Origin of the sequence: Pseudomonas sp. PDM28, from assembly GCF_019219115.1 — a bacterium.
Taxonomy (GTDB): domain Bacteria; phylum Pseudomonadota; class Gammaproteobacteria; order Pseudomonadales; family Pseudomonadaceae; genus Aquipseudomonas; species Aquipseudomonas laurylsulfatiphila.
In genome coordinates this window covers 283,688-298,727 of the sequence record NZ_JAHUWG010000007.1, presented here as the reverse complement: position 1 = coordinate 298,727, position 15,040 = coordinate 283,688, and the positions used below count along the sequence as shown (strand labels likewise).

General features: G+C 55.7%; 18 protein-coding genes, 3 tRNA genes and 1 pseudogene. 11 read left to right on the top strand and 11 right to left on the bottom strand.

Annotated features, from left to right (window positions below; all coding sequences use genetic code 11):
* Window positions 1–1,080: a 3-deoxy-7-phosphoheptulonate synthase gene (locus tag KW841_RS18120; RefSeq protein ID WP_218478778.1), complete on the bottom strand. Its 1,080-nt coding sequence runs from the start codon at window positions 1,078–1,080 to the stop codon at window positions 1–3.
* A 627-nt stretch (window positions 1,081–1,707) separates the two neighbouring features.
* Here KW841_RS18120 and KW841_RS18115 point away from each other — a divergent pair.
* The 8 genes from KW841_RS18115 to KW841_RS18080 all read left to right on the top strand — a co-directional run bounded on the left by KW841_RS18115 (window position 1,708) and on the right by KW841_RS18080 (window position 6,639).
* Complete coding sequence (locus KW841_RS18115) at window positions 1,708–2,466, top strand: carbon-nitrogen hydrolase family protein (RefSeq protein WP_218478776.1); 759 nt, start codon at window positions 1,708–1,710, stop codon at window positions 2,464–2,466.
* Window positions 2,466–2,900: an N-acetyltransferase gene (locus KW841_RS18110; protein WP_218478774.1), complete on the top strand. Its 435-nt coding sequence runs from the start codon at window positions 2,466–2,468 to the stop codon at window positions 2,898–2,900. Before KW841_RS18115 ends, KW841_RS18110 begins: the two co-directional genes overlap by 1 nt.
* A gap of 136 nt (window positions 2,901–3,036) precedes the next feature.
* Complete coding sequence (uvrY, locus tag KW841_RS18105) at window positions 3,037–3,678, top strand: UvrY/SirA/GacA family response regulator transcription factor (protein ID WP_008015884.1); 642 nt, start codon at window positions 3,037–3,039, stop codon at window positions 3,676–3,678.
* A gap of 2 nt (window positions 3,679–3,680) precedes the next feature.
* Window positions 3,681–5,504 carry an excinuclease ABC subunit UvrC gene (gene uvrC, locus KW841_RS18100; RefSeq protein ID WP_218478773.1) on the top strand — a complete coding sequence of 608 codons (1,824 nt, stop codon included), beginning with the start codon at window positions 3,681–3,683 and terminating at the stop codon, window positions 5,502–5,504.
* Window positions 5,505–5,536: 32 nt separating this feature from the next.
* On the top strand, window positions 5,537–6,097 hold the full coding sequence (gene pgsA, locus KW841_RS18095) for a CDP-diacylglycerol--glycerol-3-phosphate 3-phosphatidyltransferase (RefSeq protein WP_007992985.1): 561 nt from the start codon (window positions 5,537–5,539) through the stop codon (window positions 6,095–6,097).
* 63 nt (window positions 6,098–6,160) lie between these two features.
* Window positions 6,161–6,236 (top strand) — tRNA-Gly (locus KW841_RS18090).
* Between the two features lie 47 nt (window positions 6,237–6,283).
* Window positions 6,284–6,357 (top strand) — tRNA-Cys (locus tag KW841_RS18085).
* A 195-nt stretch (window positions 6,358–6,552) separates the two neighbouring features.
* Window positions 6,553–6,639: transfer RNA gene (locus KW841_RS18080), tRNA-Leu, on the top strand.
* Window positions 6,640–6,719: 80 nt separating this feature from the next.
* Here the strand turns inward: KW841_RS18080 and xerC are convergent.
* The 3 genes from xerC to KW841_RS18065 are packed head-to-tail and all read right to left on the bottom strand — an operon-like array spanning window position 6,720 to window position 8,280.
* Window positions 6,720–7,751, bottom strand: coding sequence for a tyrosine recombinase XerC (xerC, locus tag KW841_RS18075; protein WP_218478771.1), 1,032 nt, complete (start codon window positions 7,749–7,751; stop codon window positions 6,720–6,722).
* Window position 7,752: 1 nt separating this feature from the next.
* Window positions 7,753–7,959 carry a DUF4224 domain-containing protein gene (locus tag KW841_RS18070; RefSeq protein WP_090455600.1) on the bottom strand — a complete coding sequence of 69 codons (207 nt, stop codon included), beginning with the start codon at window positions 7,957–7,959 and terminating at the stop codon, window positions 7,753–7,755.
* Window positions 7,960–8,001: 42 nt separating this feature from the next.
* Window positions 8,002–8,280, bottom strand: a complete 279-nt coding sequence (locus KW841_RS18065; RefSeq protein WP_218478769.1) for a hypothetical protein — start codon at window positions 8,278–8,280, stop codon at window positions 8,002–8,004.
* A gap of 479 nt (window positions 8,281–8,759) precedes the next feature.
* On the opposite strand from KW841_RS18065, the gene KW841_RS18060 reads away from it, so the two are divergent.
* A complete protein-coding gene (locus tag KW841_RS18060) occupies window positions 8,760–9,680 on the top strand; it encodes a hypothetical protein (protein ID WP_218478767.1) in 921 nt (306 codons plus the stop codon).
* A 7-nt stretch (window positions 9,681–9,687) separates the two neighbouring features.
* Here the strand turns inward: KW841_RS18060 and KW841_RS29740 are convergent.
* Window positions 9,688–9,988: pseudogene (locus tag KW841_RS29740) on the bottom strand (DNA cytosine methyltransferase); the annotation flags it as partial.
* A 67-nt stretch (window positions 9,989–10,055) separates the two neighbouring features.
* Here KW841_RS29740 and KW841_RS18055 point away from each other — a divergent pair.
* Complete coding sequence (locus tag KW841_RS18055; protein ID WP_218478765.1) at window positions 10,056–10,757, top strand: hypothetical protein; 702 nt, start codon at window positions 10,056–10,058, stop codon at window positions 10,755–10,757.
* A 180-nt stretch (window positions 10,758–10,937) separates the two neighbouring features.
* Here KW841_RS18055 and KW841_RS18050 read toward each other — a convergent pair whose 3' ends face one another.
* The 6 genes from KW841_RS18050 to KW841_RS18025 all read right to left on the bottom strand — a co-directional run bounded on the left by KW841_RS18050 (window position 10,938) and on the right by KW841_RS18025 (window position 14,374).
* The gene (locus KW841_RS18050) at window positions 10,938–11,399 is read right to left on the bottom strand and encodes a hypothetical protein (RefSeq protein WP_218478762.1); all 462 of its coding nucleotides are present in this window, start codon (window positions 11,397–11,399) and stop codon (window positions 10,938–10,940) included.
* Window positions 11,396–11,668 (bottom strand): hypothetical protein, encoded by a 273-nt coding sequence (locus tag KW841_RS18045; RefSeq protein WP_218478760.1) that lies wholly within the window; start codon window positions 11,666–11,668, stop codon window positions 11,396–11,398. Before KW841_RS18045 ends, KW841_RS18050 begins: the two co-directional genes overlap by 4 nt.
* Window positions 11,669–11,816: 148 nt before the next feature.
* Window positions 11,817–12,017 (bottom strand): carbon storage regulator CsrA, encoded by a 201-nt coding sequence (gene csrA / locus KW841_RS18040; RefSeq protein WP_217837783.1) that lies wholly within the window; start codon window positions 12,015–12,017, stop codon window positions 11,817–11,819.
* Between the two features lie 265 nt (window positions 12,018–12,282).
* The gene (locus KW841_RS29735) at window positions 12,283–13,056 is read right to left on the bottom strand and encodes a tellurite resistance TerB family protein (RefSeq protein ID WP_256357860.1); all 774 of its coding nucleotides are present in this window, start codon (window positions 13,054–13,056) and stop codon (window positions 12,283–12,285) included.
* A 59-nt stretch (window positions 13,057–13,115) separates the two neighbouring features.
* Window positions 13,116–13,361: a DUF1654 domain-containing protein gene (locus KW841_RS18030; RefSeq protein WP_218478759.1), complete on the bottom strand. Its 246-nt coding sequence runs from the start codon at window positions 13,359–13,361 to the stop codon at window positions 13,116–13,118.
* Window positions 13,362–13,522: 161 nt separating this feature from the next.
* Window positions 13,523–14,374 (bottom strand): LexA family transcriptional regulator, encoded by an 852-nt coding sequence (locus KW841_RS18025; RefSeq protein ID WP_218478757.1) that lies wholly within the window; start codon window positions 14,372–14,374, stop codon window positions 13,523–13,525.
* Between the two features lie 168 nt (window positions 14,375–14,542).
* On the opposite strand from KW841_RS18025, the gene KW841_RS18020 reads away from it, so the two are divergent.
* Entirely contained in the window at window positions 14,543–15,040 is a 498-nt protein-coding gene (locus tag KW841_RS18020) for a YmfL family putative regulatory protein (RefSeq protein WP_218478755.1), read from the top strand.

Genomic DNA, 15,040 nt, shown 5'->3' with positions numbered 1-15,040 from the left:
TTATTGGGCGTTGTCTTGCACTCGCAGCCGATCTGCCGCTTCAAGCAACAGTTGTTCTGTCCCGGCCCAACCAAGGCAGCCATCGGTCACTGACACGCCGTATTGCATTGACGAACTCAACGGCTGACAGCCCTCGAACAAATGGCTCTCGATCATCATGCCGATCAGTGAGCGATCACCCTGCAGGCGCTGTTCAAGCACATCGTTGAACACGGCCGGCTGGCGCAATGGGTCTTTGCCACTGTTGGCGTGACTGCAATCGACCATGATCCGGGCAGGAATCCTGAGCCGGGCCAAGTCAGTGTTCACCCGGGCGATACTGGCGCTGTCGTAGTTCGGCCCGCGATGGCCGCCACGCAATACCAGGTGAGTGTCCGCATTGCCCGGGGTTTGAATGATCGCCGGATGGCCCTGGCTGTCGACACCGAAATGGCGATGCGGATGGGCGGCGGAACGCATGGCGTCGCTGGCGACAGCGACACCGCCGTCAGTCCCGTTCTTGAACCCGACAGGCATGCCCAGGCCACTGGCCATTTCCCGATGGATCTGTGACTCCGTGGTCCGGGCACCAATTGCCACCCAGCTCAACAGGTCGTCGAAGTAGCCGGCGGCCATCGGTTGCAGCAGTTCAGTGGCAACGGGCAAGCCCAGGCGGAGCATTTCGCGCATCAGCTCACGGGACAGCGCCAGGCCTGCGGCCATGTCATCGCTGCCATCCAGGTGTGGATCGTAGGCCAGGCCTTTCCAGCCAACCGTGGTACGGGGTTTTTCGACGTAGGCGCGCATCACCAGGAGCATTTCGTTGCTGACTTCGGTGGCGAGGCGGGCAAGGTTGCCGGCGTATTCGAGGGCTGATTCCGGATCGTGGATCGAGCATGGGCCTACGATCACCAGCAGACGGGAGTCTTCACCGTTGAGGATCGCGCGAACCGCCTGGCGGTGGGTGGCGACTTGCTGGGTCAGGAGGTTGCCGAGGGGCAATTGCTGTTTGAGTTGCAATGAGCTGGGCAGACGCAGGGTCAGCGTTTCATTGGCAGGGCTCAAGGTGGACAGCGGCAGTGCGGAGACGGACGAGTTCATATTCAAGGCTTCCTGGGCTGGTGGCGGGTTCGTGCCCGCGCGCTCGGCCCTACTGGGGTGTTCGACAATTGGCCAGGCTGGCTGTGTGTGTGTGCTTGCCACCTGTGGGTGACCGATCGGAGGCGGCAGGCTGTCCCGAGCGGAGGGTGGTAAATCGCCAGGCGGTAAAACTGTCGTAACGGTAATAAGTGGCGTAGTTCATGTTGTGAATCCTCTGAATGTCTGGTGTGTCGCTAAAAGTGTGGGGGCTGAAAAAACAAAACCCCCGGTCGGGAGGCCGACCGGGGGTTGAGAATTCTCTGGTGGCGACCCGTTTAAAGTGGGCGCCGTGTGGGTATCAGGCGCGCCAGTGGCTAAACCAATACCCAAAATAAAAGCTGACCGGAGCACAACCGTCATTCACCCGGGCAGCCGCAACCGAGCGCAGGGCGCTGGCGGTACGAAGCTGTGAGAGGGTGTTGAGCATGGTCTGTCTCCGATGGATGGGTCGAGCTTACTAGAGGCCGGTGCGCAGATTCAATCAGAAAATGCTATTGGCCGGCGACAGGGTTTTCTATCGCTTGAGTGGCCTGAGGGTTGTGACAAACTCTGCGTCTGTTCAAAAACACATCGACACAAGGACGCTTCATGTTTCCGCTGACCATCGCCGCAGCCCAATCGATCTCCATCGCCGGAGACCTTGCCGGCAATATCGCCAGGCATCAGCGCTTCATCGCGGCAGCCGCGGAGCAGGACGTGCAGTTGCTGGTGTTCCCTGAGCTGTCGTTGACCGGTTACGAACGCGGGCTCGCGGCCGAGCTGGCCATTGTGCCGGATGACGCCCTCCTGCAGCCGCTGCGAGACGTCGCCCGGGCAGCCGGTGTGACGGCTATTGTCGGTATGCCGATACGGCTGCCGGATAACCCGTCGGTCCTGATCGGTGCACTGGTGCTGGGGGCCGATGGTTCGCTTGGGGTCTACAGCAAGCGGCATCTGCACCCCGGGGAAGAAGTGGCGTTTGCACCGGGCACCGGGGGTGAACCCCTGACCATCGGGACAGACACGATTGCACTGGCGGTCTGCGCCGACTTTTCACACGCCAGCCATGCCGCTGCTGCGGCGTGCCAGGGTGCAGATGTCTACGCCGCAGGCGTGCTGATCACGGAAAACGGCTACGTCGCGGATACCGCGTTGCTGCAAGGCTATGCCGCGCAGCACGCCATGGTGGTGTTGATGGCCAATCATGGTGGCGCGACAGGTGGCTGGGTGTCGGCAGGACGCAGCGCGATCTGGGCGTCGGACGGTTTGTTGATTGCCGCCGCCAACGGTACCGGCAGCCAGATGGTTGTGGCCCGGCGCAACAGCGAGGGCTGGAGCGGGGAAGTCGTCGCCGTGGAGCTGGCGTGATGGACTGCGCATGGCGTGCGGCCACGCCAGAGGACCTGGCCTTCGCCCGCCATCTGACCTGTAAAAACATGCTGCGCTACTTCATTCGGCACGACCTGATGTGGCAGGACGAAGCTTTTGACGTGGCCTGGGCAGGGCGGGACAACCGCTTGCTGACAGCCGGCGATCAGTGGCTGGGTTATGTGAGCTTGAGCCGTGATGCCAGAGCGTTGTACATCCGCGAACTGCACGTCGTCGAAGCGTTTCGCGGGCTGGGCATTGGTGCCTGGGCAATCGATCAGGTACTGTCAATCGCGCACCAGGAGCGGCGACCGGCGTTACGCTTGACGGTTTTTGAAGATAACCCGGCGCGGGCGTTGTACGAGCGCAAAGGATTCATCGTGGTGGGTCAGGATGAATGTTTCCTGAGAATGCAGCTTGATATCAGTCCATGACATTGCCGCAACACGTTTGCGACTGGCCTTTCAAGATGAATTGAAACTTTTAATCTGATGCTTTCCGCTAGGTCTGCCAGATGCTTTTTGCTAAGGTGTCTGGCAACCCAATAAGACCATATCGCGAGGTGTCTGCTTGATTAGGGTGCTAGTAGTCGATGACCATGATCTCGTTCGTACAGGCATTACACGAATGCTGGCTGACATCGATGGCCTGCAAGTAGTCGGCCAGGCCGAGTCGGGTGAAGAATCCCTGCTCAAGGCGCGTGAGCTGAAACCCGATGTGGTGTTGATGGACGTCAAGATGCCGGGTATCGGCGGTCTTGAGGCCACTCGCAAATTATTGCGCAGTCATCCGGATATCAAGGTCGTCGCGGTGACCGTGTGTGAAGAAGACCCGTTTCCTACGAGGCTGTTGCAAGCCGGTGCGGCAGGGTACCTGACCAAGGGGGCAGGTTTGCCGGAAATGGTCCAGGCCATCCGCCTGGTGTTTGCCGGGCAACGCTACATCAGCCCGCAAATTGCCCAGCAACTGGCGATCAAGTCCTTCCAGCCCACCAACGACTCGCCTTTCGATGCCCTGTCCGAACGGGAAATCCAGATCGCGCTGATGATCGTCGGCTGCCAGAAAGTACAGATCATTTCCGACAAATTGTGCCTGTCCCCGAAAACCGTGAACACCTACCGTTACCGCATCTTCGAAAAGCTTTCGATCAGCAGTGATGTCGAGTTGACGCTGTTGGCGGTGCGTCATGGCATGGTCGACGCCAGCCTCTGAAAATGACCGAAACCTTTGATCCGAGCGCCTTTCTGTCGACCGTCAGCGGTCGCCCCGGCGTGTACCGCATGTTCGACAGCGAAGCGCGGTTGCTTTACGTCGGCAAGGCGAAAAACCTCAAGAATCGCCTGTCGAGTTACTTTCGCAAGACCGGGCTTGCCCCCAAGACCGCCGCACTGGTCGCACGTATCGCCCAGGTTGAAACGACGATCACCGCCAACGAAACCGAAGCCTTGCTGCTCGAGCAGACGCTGATCAAGGAATGGCGGCCGCCCTATAACATCCTGCTGCGCGACGACAAATCCTACCCCTATGTCTATCTCTCCGACGGAGAGTTTCCGCGCCTGAGCATTCATCGCGGTGCGAAAAAGGCCAAGGGCAAGTATTTCGGTCCTTACCCCAGCGCCGGCGCGATCCGCGAAAGCCTGAGCCTGCTGCAAAAGACGTTTTTCGTTCGGCAATGCGAAGACAGCTATTACAAGAACCGCACCCGTCCTTGTCTGCAATATCAGATCAAACGCTGCAAGGCGCCCTGCGTTGGGCTGGTGGAACCTCAGGTGTACGCCGAAGATGTGCGCCACTCGGTGATGTTTCTTGAGGGGCGCAGCAATGCGCTGACTGACGAGTTGTCTGCCGGGATGGAAGAGGCGGCGATTAATCTGGAGTTCGAGCGAGCGGCCGAGCTGCGGGACCAGATTGCGTTGCTGCGCCGGGTCCAGGACCAACAGAGCATGGAAGGCGGGACCGGGGACGTCGATGTGATCGCCGCATTCGTCAACCCAGGCGGCGCCTGTGTGCACTTGATCAGCGTGCGGGGCGGGCGAGTATTGGGCAGCAAGAACTTCTTCCCTCAAGTCGGTATTGAAGAAGACGTTTCCGAAGTCATGGCCGCGTTTCTCGGCCAATACTTCATCAGCAGCCCTGAACGCGACTTGCCCAGCGAGTTGATCGTCAATGTGGTCCACGATGACTTTCCAACACTGATCGCGGCCATCGACGAGCTGCGCGGTCGTGAACTGACCATCAGCCATCGCGTGCGTGGTACGCGAGCGCGCTGGCAGCAATTGGCGGTGACCAATGCCGAGCAGGCGCTGAGTGCGCGCCTGGCGAATCGTCAGCATATTACGGCGCGCTTCGATGCACTGGCGGAGGTGCTGAAGCTGGATTGGCCTCCACAACGCCTGGAGTGCTACGATATCAGTCACTCCAGTGGCGAGGCGACAGTGGCGTCCTGCGTGGTCTTCGGCCCCGAAGGCCCGATCAAGTCCGACTACCGCCGATACAACATCGAGGGCGTTACGGCCGGCGATGATTACGCGGCGATGCACCAGGCGTTGACCCGACGCTTCAGCAAACTGAAGGACGGGGAGGGCAAGCTGCCGGATATCCTGCTGGTGGATGGCGGTAAAGGCCAGTTGTCCATGGCCCGCGACGTGCTCGATGAACTGGCCGTACCTGATCTGATCCTGCTCGGCGTGGCAAAAGGCGCGACGCGCAAGGCCGGTTTCGAAACCCTGTACCTGAACGACGCCGCGCATGAATTCACCTTGCGCGGCGATTCTCCCGCGCTGCATCTGATCCAGCAGATTCGCGACGAAGCCCACCGATTTGCCATTACCGGGCACCGCGCCCGGCGTGGAAAAACCCGTCGGACGTCTACACTGGAAGGCGTCGCCGGCGTCGGTCCGACACGTCGGCGGGATTTGTTGAAACATTTTGGTGGATTGCAGGAGCTGTCTCGTGCAAGCATCGAAGAAATTGCCAAAGCCCCCGGGATCAGTAAAAAGCTCGCAGAGTTGATTTATGCAAATCTGCACAGCGAGTAGAATGCCCCCTCACCTCGTAGCCAGTTGTGCCGATGAATATCCCTAATCTGATTACCGTTCTACGCGTTCTGCTCATTCCGATCTTCATTTTGCTGTTCTACCTGCCTTACCAGTGGAGCTACCTGGCTTCCGCCTCGGTCTTCGCCTTTGCCGCGGCTACCGACTGGCTGGACGGGTACCTGGCCCGCCGCCTGGAACAAAGCACACCGTTCGGGGCTTTTCTCGATCCGGTTGCCGACAAGCTGATGGTGGCGGTTGCACTGGTACTGTTGGTGCAGGAACACGGAAACCTGTGGCTCACGCTGCCGGCTGCCGTGATCATCGGTCGTGAGATTGTCGTCTCGGCCCTGCGCGAATGGATGGCCGAACTGGGCGCGCGTGCCCACGTCGCCGTATCGAACCTTGGCAAATGGAAAACCGCCGCGCAAATGCTCGCGTTGGTGATCCTGCTGGCCAATCCCAAGGATTTCAGTTTCTGGGTCTTGCTTGGCTACACCTTGCTGATGGTGTCGGCCGGCCTGACTTTGTGGTCGATGGTCCAGTACCTGCGGGCTGCCTGGCCACATCTGAAGACCGACGTTGAAAAGAAATAAAACTTTTTTGAATCAAAGGGTTGACGGGGCTTCTGGATTCTATAGAATGCGCCACACCAAGACGCGGGAATAGCTCAGTTGGTAGAGCACGACCTTGCCAAGGTCGGGGTCGCGAGTTCGAGTCTCGTTTCCCGCTCCAAGTTTGTACGCATTTGATGTCGCGCTACTAGATATCAAATGTTTTGAGGCCGAGTAGCAAAATGGTTATGCAGCGGATTGCAAATCCGCCTACGCCGGTTCGATTCCGACCTCGGCCTCCACTTATAAACAAGCTCCGTAGATCTATGATTTACGGAGCTTTTTTATTTGCAGCTACCTGCAAGATTTAGTCTTGAAAAGGGTATTTGCGAACTTGCTTCACCGGGGCGGGATGTATATATTTCCACCTCTGCTGCACAGGCGTCAGAATTGCCAGATCGTTATTTGGCACAACCTGGACGCTTCACCGCGCTACCGCCCGAATGGCGAAACTGGTAGACGCATGGGACTTAAAATCCCCCGCTCGTAAGGGCGTGCCGGTTCGATTCCGGCTTCGGGCACCATATATATCAAGGGTTTGCGAGCGAAAGCTGAGCAAACCCTTGTTCGTTTCTGGTCCGCAATTATTGATCTGGTCCGCAATTCACTTTGTTGGAGAGACCTTTTTCCCCTTTCGATTGCGGATGTACTGCTCGGTCATTACGACGGTCGTATGCCCAAGTTGATCTCTGGCCTGCAAAATATCGCCGCTTGACTCCGCCTTGTCCGTGCCGGCTTTAGCGCGCAAATCGCGCATCTGGAACTCGGATTTTGCAACCCCGGCTGCTTCTCTGGCCAAGTCAAACCTTCCCCGCAACATCGCCACCGACATTGGTGTGCCATCCTCGGTAACGATCAGCCGCGTTGAGCGGACCTTGTGTTCTGACTTTCGGGACATGATTCGATCAATCAAAACCTTCAGCTCCCCAGTGATTTCGATTCGGCGCTTGGCGTTTGTCTTGCCCTGCAGCACCCATATCTGACCCTCTCGGACGTCGCGTTCATCCATCAATCGAGTGTCGGTCACCCGTTGGCCAGTCAAATAGGCAAGGTCCATCGCATCCCGTAGGCCGGCGTCTGCTTTCTCGTACACGCGCTTGAACAGTGCGTCCTCGATGTAGATGTCCCGCCCCGTCTCCTTGTTTCCCTTGATTCCTGCGCAAGGGTTGGCGAGCGCGGTATAGCCGATATCCCGGGCGAAGTTCCATATTGCACTGAGCAGGGCCTTCTCCCTGTTGGCGCGCACCGGTGCGGCCTTGCGCCAGGTCAGGTATTGGCGGACGTGCAGGGGCTGGATTGTTTCGAGCGGAGCCGGCGGGTCGTCGAAGAATGACATCAGGTTTTTCAACTCCCTGACGTTGTCCTTTTGCGTTGCTGGTTTCTTTGATGGCACCACGTCGACCAAATACTTCTCGGCCACATAACGAAAGGTGATCACCTTGGCCACCAGGTCGGTAGCGGTGCGATCACGCTCGAGTTTCGCGTACTCCATGATCGCCAGACCGTAATCGCTGCCCAGCGGAATTTCTTTGCGGTCCTTGCCGCCGGTGTCGTAGTAGTAGAAAACCCGTCCGCTGGCTTTCTTGCGCTCTCTCAGTCGGGCGATTGATCCGGGTTTGCTTGGTCGTCGTCCCATGTCAGCTAGCCTTGCGTGGTGTCCATGCGGGTTTCTCTGGCTCAAACATACCGACCGCGGTCACGGCCATCGCCGTGACGCTTGGCCAGCCATTCACCTTGATGGTGTGCCTGATGCCATTCTTCTTCAGGTTGAGGATCTGGCCTGCCTTGGTCCGCGCGCCGGTGAGCTCGCAAACCTCCTCGTGGGATAGAAACTGGATGCTCATGAGCGTCTCCATGCCGCGCTAGGCGGTGGGGGTAGGGATGGATCAAATGATGGCGGTTAACGTCTGGCTGCCATTGGCGTGAGTGGTGGGCATGTGCATCACGGGGCGGCCTGGTGGGCAGATGACGCTCAGTGCCTGGACAAACTTCTCGCACGACACCTCATCCGTACCGGGTAGGATGGTGGTGCAGAACAGTTCTCGCTCATCCTCGTCCTCAGGCAGAGCGGAAAGCAGCAGGGCAATCTCCTGCGCTCTGCAGATGTCGATGATATGGCGGACCAGCGGACTGATTTGTTCGTCGTAAACGTTTTCTTTGGTCATGAGGATTCCTCGCCCGTTGTTTATCGGTGGGCTGGTTGAGTTGTAGGTTTTTGAAGGGGCGCAGCTCATTAGCAAATGAGCTAACGCCTTTTCGTTCATCCCGCCGGCGTGTTGCTCACTCGCCGCCCTTTTGGGCAGCTTGTGGGGTGAACTCTTACTTTCACCATGACAGGTAGATTTTGGAAATCAGATGAGAGGTGTGAGGCATACTTTGAAGGTGGGCTACGGTTTATCAGTTCACCTCGCCAGTTGCGTACACGCTCTCTCCCCTGAGGTGATTGGCGGGGTGGACCCTTTACGCCGCGGCCCCTTGTAGATGAGCCAGATCATGTAGAGCGGCGCTGCGATCATGGCGCCACCTTGTTGGATTTGTTTTCTTTGGGCGTAGGGATTCCTTTCGCATGACTTATCAAGTGTGCTGATTTGATGGTTAACTTGCCAAACACAATGAAGTGCCTGCGCCAGATAGGAAGTTCGAGATGCAATGGAAAAAACTGACTGAGCCAACAATCTGGGCAATATGGTGGTTGGTTGTTGGAGGTGCAGGGCTTTGGGTTATCGTCGGGTCAATCGGTTACTTCAGTAGAAACGGTTGGCTTCCAAACGAGGCGGCTGGATGGGCTCAAGCTATAGGTGCTGGTGTTGCAATTATCGTAGCTTCATTTATTCCGATGTGGCATGCAAAGGTTGCTACCAGAGAAAAGCAACGTAATTTGCTCGGAGTCATGCGTGTTTTGTCAGATGAAGCTATGGAGAATCTTTGGCTATTGACTAATAACTTCATTTATCCTCACAAAGAGCAGAGGATGATGAGGGAGTATCTATATAACAAGAGGGAGCAGGATTGGCCCGGGCTTCTTGATGCAATAAACAAAATACCTATTTCTGAGCTTCCTCCGGGAAGCGCTAAAATTCTCGGTAGCTTGCGTGACGCAGTCGCGTATGGCCAAGCGGTATCAACTGATTTGCCCAGGTGGGTTGATCGCAGTTATTCCCAGCCAGATGTACTTATTGCTCTTCGGGCGAAACGGGATCTGCTATCGCTGTTTCGTGCCAGTTTGCCACATGTCGATGGAGTTTCAGTTCTCGGAAAGGTGAACGCTCAATCCCGTGGAGAACCTGAGGAATTGAGTCGTCCCGTTCCAGAGCCTTACGCAATCGATGGGGTTAAGGTGTTCCGAAGGTATGTTTGGGATAATGGTGCCGCAGTCGTTCCAATAGCGGTCTATATCCAATGTTTGTTTCCTTACGATAAGTTTGAATGCGCGTGTGAAGCTTTTGAAGCCGAGGGTAATTGGAAAACATTTGAAGATGCGGAGAACTTCGTCGTTCAGAAGGCAAGCACAATTATTTGGAATAATTACGATTGGGGTGTTTATTTTAAAACTTTATTAAAGTAAGCGAGTTTTATGCTGCTACAGCCTGCCGTTGGGCTGCTGACCATGGGTCATTTGCCCGGGCAAGAGCAGCCATCGGCGGCGGGCTGAGGCTGTTACCGCACATGAGCATCTGTTGCGTTTTAGTGAACGGCCTGACGTCAGCGCCATGGTTGATGACTAGTCGGCCGGGAAGCCCTTAGCCTTGTACAGCAAGCCGGTTGCAGCATCCGCAGGCAGATATCGACGATCACGTAAGGCGTGCCCTTGATTGTCACGGTGACCAGGCCCAGACGATCCTTCGTGGTGATCGTTGGTGCAGGCTCGCTCGCTGGCTGGCGTGATTCGTTGAAGTGGCGTATTACAGATGCCCGGCATGGAGCCGAGAGGGAGCAGTGAATGAGAAAAAAAGTTGATCTAAGTGGTCTTGATCCAGATTTGGAGGCTGACAGCGAAAAGCTTCACCGTTTGGCTCGTATTGGGGTAGGTGCAATTCCAGTTGTTGGCGGGCCTCTGGTGGAGATTTTTAATTCAGTTCTTGAGTCACCACTGAGCAAGCGGCGAACTGAAACAATGATTCAGCTTGGCGAGGTCATCAATGAACTGATCGAGCAGGGGGTTGTGACTGAGGCAGGGTTGCAAGACAACGATGCCTTTATCAGCACAGTAGCCGAAGTGTGTGCCATATCGCTTCGGAATCATGAGGCCGAAAAACTTGAGGCATTGCGCAACGCGGTAAGAAATTCTGCTCTCCCGAGTTGCCCATCAGATGACTATCGCCAAATATTTTTGAATTTTGTCGATGTCTGCACTGTGACTCACATTCGTTTGCTTCATCTGTTTCTTGATCCCGAATTGTGGATAGCCCGGGATGGGAGGCAGTTTCCATCCTCTTGGAGTATGGGGGGTATTGATCAAGTCATTGAGTTCGCATTGCCTGAACTTAAAGGGCAGGATGCGATTTACAAAATTATCTGGAAAGATCTTTATCAGCGTGGGCTGATAAACACGGATAGCCTAGGAACCACTATGAGTGCACATGGAATGAAGTCGAGTAGGACTACGCCAGTGGGTTCCGCTCTTATAAAATTTCTGAGTTAGCTTTGCAGGGCTCGATGAGGCATTCTTGGCTGCTTCTTTCTCTCGCTTCCTGCGTTGCTTGATGGCTTCCGCCGTTGGCTCCTGCTGTTCCTCGGCCATTGCATGCATCTTCAATTCCGTTGGCCGGTAGATCCAGCCATGCCTGTCGTCGGCGCTGGCGCACCTGGTTGCTTATTCGTCTCATGCTGGCCTCTGCTGATTCCAGACTCCTACGGCGTCGAATAACAGGGCGGCATGCTCTTCAGTCAGCGAGACCTCGGCGGGAATGGCGATCCAGCCCGAAGCTACCCGATGATTCGGATTGCTCTCGGCGACCAGGGCTTTGTAGGTGTCCTCGATCACGTCTTCGAGGTGCGCGGCCAGATAGTTGCCTTGGGGAGCAACCTCTACCGATTTGGTGTAGCGGTGCCCTCGTTGATCGCGACACTGGACGCTGACATAGATTGTCCAGCGATGGGCAACGTCGCAGACTGCTTCGGCCATGCGTTGTCCTGGCGGGATGCTCGTGCAGCTCTTCCTGTTGATCATCCCTTGGCGTCCGCTGGGGTCGATGTGGACCACCGCGACGTGATTGGCGTTCAGCAGTGCCCGGCTCGCTCGCTCTATCCGGGTACGCATGTTGTTGGGCTTTCGTTTTTTCATAGCGCCACCGTAATCTGGCGATCGGCCCTGGCTTCAAACTGCATGGCAAGGTCGTGAGCGGCCTTGTAGTCGTTACGGAAGGCGCTAGTCTTGCCGGTGGTGAGGTCTTTAATCTGATACATGCCGAAGCTTCCGCCGGCGACTTGGTAGCGCACCGGTTTGGCCGGGGCTCGTCGATCAATACGACTGTAGAACCTGGAGCGGGCGGCCTTTGTTCGTTGCAGCAGCTCACCGACTTCATCGATGCGCTCTTGAAATGATGGATGCATGGTTGATCCCTCGGAGTAGGTTAGGTGTATTCATCAGCACTCCGACCACCTGCGGTGGCCATTGGGCAGGAAAGGGGCTGATTGATAAAAGGCAGGCGTAAAAAAGCCCGATCGGAACCGGGCCATTGTTTGTGTCAAAAAGACCTGCTTAAGTGATCGCAGGTGTTGCCATCGCGGGCTTCGACGAACCCGCCTGAATGCGCTGCGTGATTTCTTCTCGATGCACCGGGACATCCTTGGGTGCGCTAGTTCCGATACGTACCTGTTTGCCGCTCACACCCAGCACGGTGATCGTGATGTTGTTGCCTATGTTGATGCTTTCGCCTTCTTTGCGAGTCAAAATCAGCATTGTCCATTTCCTTGCGTGAGTGGGTTTCCCAATGCCGCCTTGCAAGAAGCGGCATCAGTGAAACATCACTGCATTACGCGGATTTCATTACGAGGGAACCACGCACCGTCGAGCTTAACCATGCAGCCAACGAAGGCGGCGTAGCGAGTCTCTCGATCGGTCTGAAAGCCGTAGTAAGAGCAAGCGGCCCGTGAGGCAAGACCACTCAGCAACATGCAGCCCACGATCAGTGTCAGCAGGATCAGCAGAACCTTTGTCGCGTACTTCACGCCTCGATACCGTAGTCAGCCAGGCGCAGACCGAAGTGCATGCCTATTTCCTTCAGTACCACCAACTCAGCTGGCTTGATCTGACCATCAGCCTGGGCAACGGCAAGAATGTTGACGAAGGCTTCCTCCGCGTCGGCAGGAACGTTTTTGATGTCGGCCAGTTCCCGCTTGATCGTCAATCGACCTACTTGAAAGTTGGCGTTCAACTGGCATGTAAAACGATTGATGGTTTCGGTGATCTCGCTGCCGAAGTGCGTCAAGTTCGGGTTGGAGCGAATCAACTCATCCAGTTTGGAAACCTCGCTGGCTTCAATCTCACCATCAGCCGCAGCGACCAATAGGCCGCCACCGACAATGGCCTGCATCAAGTCGCGGTTGACGACCTTCTTCATTTCGGCCTGGGCGTTGCCGACTTGTTTTCCGAAAAGCTTTTTCATTCCGAACATGGTGTTTCCTCTGGTGGGATTACATCCCGATGCACCCTGTCGCCAAGGTGCAGCAGTGATGCTGTTCGTCCTATTGCCACCGGAGGAGCGGGGCACATTGCTTGCCAGGTCATTCCACGGTTCTGGCGTTTTACCATTGGGCAGCCGAACAGGTTGTTCCTGTCGTTGGCAGACTTTCGGGCCTGTCTGCTCGCCGGTCCCCGGTAGAGGCAATGCGGACTGTTGTTTGTTGCGCTGACTGTTAAAGAGCGGCGCGGCTTTCGCTGCTGAGTCGATTATGTGTCGACATGGATAAAATATAGGCTCACACATAATTTGTGTCAATGGGAATGCCCATAAAATTTATAGTCGGCGATAAAAAGCCCGCAAATCGCGGGCTTCGCTTATAGGTCGACGTATGCCTGCCAGCCAATTCTCACGCTGTCGTCTTCTAACCGCTCGACAGTTATCCCACCTGTCTCCTCAAACTCTTGGATGACGCGTTCCCATGCATCGGGTGACTCGTCATCACGCCTGGCGATCGTAATTGTCTGAACCTTTTGCACGTTTGGATCGGACACCATGCGTTGAATGCGTCGGCCGACTTGTTCATAGGTGTTCAACGTGAGGGAGTTGTTGCCATTGCTCATCTGTCTTCCTTTGTTTTTTTTCTGTGTGGATAGACAGTATTTTGTTAAAGGGAAAGCAACAATCCGGAAAGAGCACGCTTGTACTCTTTTGAGACGAAGCAAAAAAAGCCCGCTTAGTGCGGGCTTGTTTATCACATGAATGGCGGTGTATGAGTGTCGCTCTAAAGCTTTCCGGTCATACGTACTGCTACGCCAATGATGCGGCAATTTTCATCACACTCGACCATTTTATAAGCTGGGTTCAGCGGCTTCAGATAACGTACACCGCCATCCTCCACCAGCTTCTTAAAAGTCGCCTCGTTGCTCGCGGGCAGTTTGGCAATAACCAATTTGCCGGGTTTCACATCTGCCTCGGTGTCTACCAGGATCATCATCCCTTCAGGGACGCTTACGCCTGCAGGTGCGGTCATCGAATCACCTTTAACCTCAAGCCAAAACGCAGGTCCTTTGGAGTCGTAGTCAGATATTTCATACCTGTCAGAAAAACCATCCGGGTAAGGCTGAACAGCTTCCTCCCAGGAACCCGCTGATACCCAACTGATCACTGGATATCGATAAAGCATCTGAGGCTGGACAACATCCTTTACGTTGGACTGCTCGGTGGTTTCTGAAACCATCGGGCCAGACCCACTCTCAATCCATATGGCCGAAACTCCGCACGCTTTCGCAATGGAGGCGTTATAGGAGGAGCGCTGTGATCTGCCTCTCTCAAGGTCAGAAATAGACGCTTGATCGATGCCAACAAGCTTCGCTAGTTGGGCCTGAGTAAATCCGGCGTGTCGTCGAGCGGCCTTGATTCGTTCTTTATATTCCATCTTCCGATTATTACTGGCGAACCCATATCGTTGCAAAGTGGTATGCCTATGATCTACGATATGGGTATTCACATAATCAGGGGCGATATGAACACCATCTTTAAAGACCTTGTTGCTTTCTTCGGGACGCAAGAGGCCACCGCACAGAAGCTCAAGGTGGATCAAAGCACCGTTTCCGGTTGGGTTCGTGAAAAACATGGGATGTCTCCGGTGGTTGCCAAACGGGCTGAAGCCTTGACCAACGGTGTATTCAAGAAAGAAACCCTTTGTCCTTCATTTCCTTGGGCCGAGCTGAGTACCTAACGGACATCACAGCGACTAACTGAAGCCATTTTTAGCGCAACGGCGCCGAGAGAAAACTAGACGATGAAATCGCCAGTGCTAGACACCCGTCGCAAAGCCGTCATCACCGCTGCCAATGCATTCCCTGGCGGGCTTGCATACGCCTCTGACTTTCTTGGCGAAGAGAATCTCAAGCGCTTCAAAAACCGGATTTACGAGTCGGCGGGGGTCAAGCCTCTAACCGACGATGAGGTCTGCACACTTGAGACTGAAGCCAAAACCACCTTCTTGCCGGACTACATCTGCGCGATGTACAGCGGCGTTTTTGTTCGCCTGCCTGAGGTTGGCGATCTGGACAATGTAGACATGCACCAGCGCTCGTTACGTACTTCTGTGAAGCGCGGTCGGGTTGACCAGTTTCTTGCCCTGGCGCTGGAGGACGGCGAAATCACGGCAGCGGAAGCCGCAGAGATTCTGGCCTTGCACGCGAAGCACTTGGCTGCCCGGCACGAGGAGGTGACTGCACTGATTGAGTTGCACAAATCGAAACGCCCAGCCCGACTGCCAAGCGGGAAGGGTTGA

Bases quoted from the DNA above. Each gene is read 5' to 3' on its own strand.
- KW841_RS18110 (WP_218478774.1), top strand. From the start codon at position 2,466: ATGGACTGCGCATGGCGTGCGGCCACGCCAGAGGACCTGGCCTTCGCC.
- KW841_RS18030 (WP_218478759.1), bottom strand. From the start codon at position 13,361: ATGAGCAATGGCAACAACTCCCTCACGTTGAACACCTATGAACAAGTC.
- KW841_RS18060 (WP_218478767.1), top strand. From the start codon at position 8,760: ATGCAATGGAAAAAACTGACTGAGCCAACAATCTGGGCAATATGGTGG.
- xerC (WP_218478771.1), bottom strand. From the start codon at position 7,751: ATGGGACGACGACCAAGCAAACCCGGATCAATCGCCCGACTGAGAGAG.
- KW841_RS18120 (WP_218478778.1), bottom strand. From the start codon at position 1,080: ATGAACTCGTCCGTCTCCGCACTGCCGCTGTCCACCTTGAGCCCTGCC.
- csrA (WP_217837783.1), bottom strand. From the start codon at position 12,017: ATGCTGATTTTGACTCGCAAAGAAGGCGAAAGCATCAACATAGGCAAC.
- KW841_RS18050 (WP_218478762.1), bottom strand. From the start codon at position 11,399: ATGAAAAAACGAAAGCCCAACAACATGCGTACCCGGATAGAGCGAGCG.
- KW841_RS18055 (WP_218478765.1), top strand. From the start codon at position 10,056: ATGAGAAAAAAAGTTGATCTAAGTGGTCTTGATCCAGATTTGGAGGCT.
- KW841_RS18020 (WP_218478755.1), top strand. From the start codon at position 14,543: ATGAAATCGCCAGTGCTAGACACCCGTCGCAAAGCCGTCATCACCGCT.
- KW841_RS18065 (WP_218478769.1), bottom strand. From the start codon at position 8,280: ATGACCAAAGAAAACGTTTACGACGAACAAATCAGTCCGCTGGTCCGC.
- pgsA (WP_007992985.1), top strand. From the start codon at position 5,537: ATGAATATCCCTAATCTGATTACCGTTCTACGCGTTCTGCTCATTCCG.
- KW841_RS18115 (WP_218478776.1), top strand. From the start codon at position 1,708: ATGTTTCCGCTGACCATCGCCGCAGCCCAATCGATCTCCATCGCCGGA.
- uvrC (WP_218478773.1), top strand. From the start codon at position 3,681: ATGACCGAAACCTTTGATCCGAGCGCCTTTCTGTCGACCGTCAGCGGT.
- KW841_RS18070 (WP_090455600.1), bottom strand. From the start codon at position 7,959: ATGAGCATCCAGTTTCTATCCCACGAGGAGGTTTGCGAGCTCACCGGC.
- KW841_RS18025 (WP_218478757.1), bottom strand. From the start codon at position 14,374: ATGTTTTTCACGAACCCAACCGGAAACGGTGCTTTGATCCACCTTGAG.
- KW841_RS18045 (WP_218478760.1), bottom strand. From the start codon at position 11,668: ATGCATCCATCATTTCAAGAGCGCATCGATGAAGTCGGTGAGCTGCTG.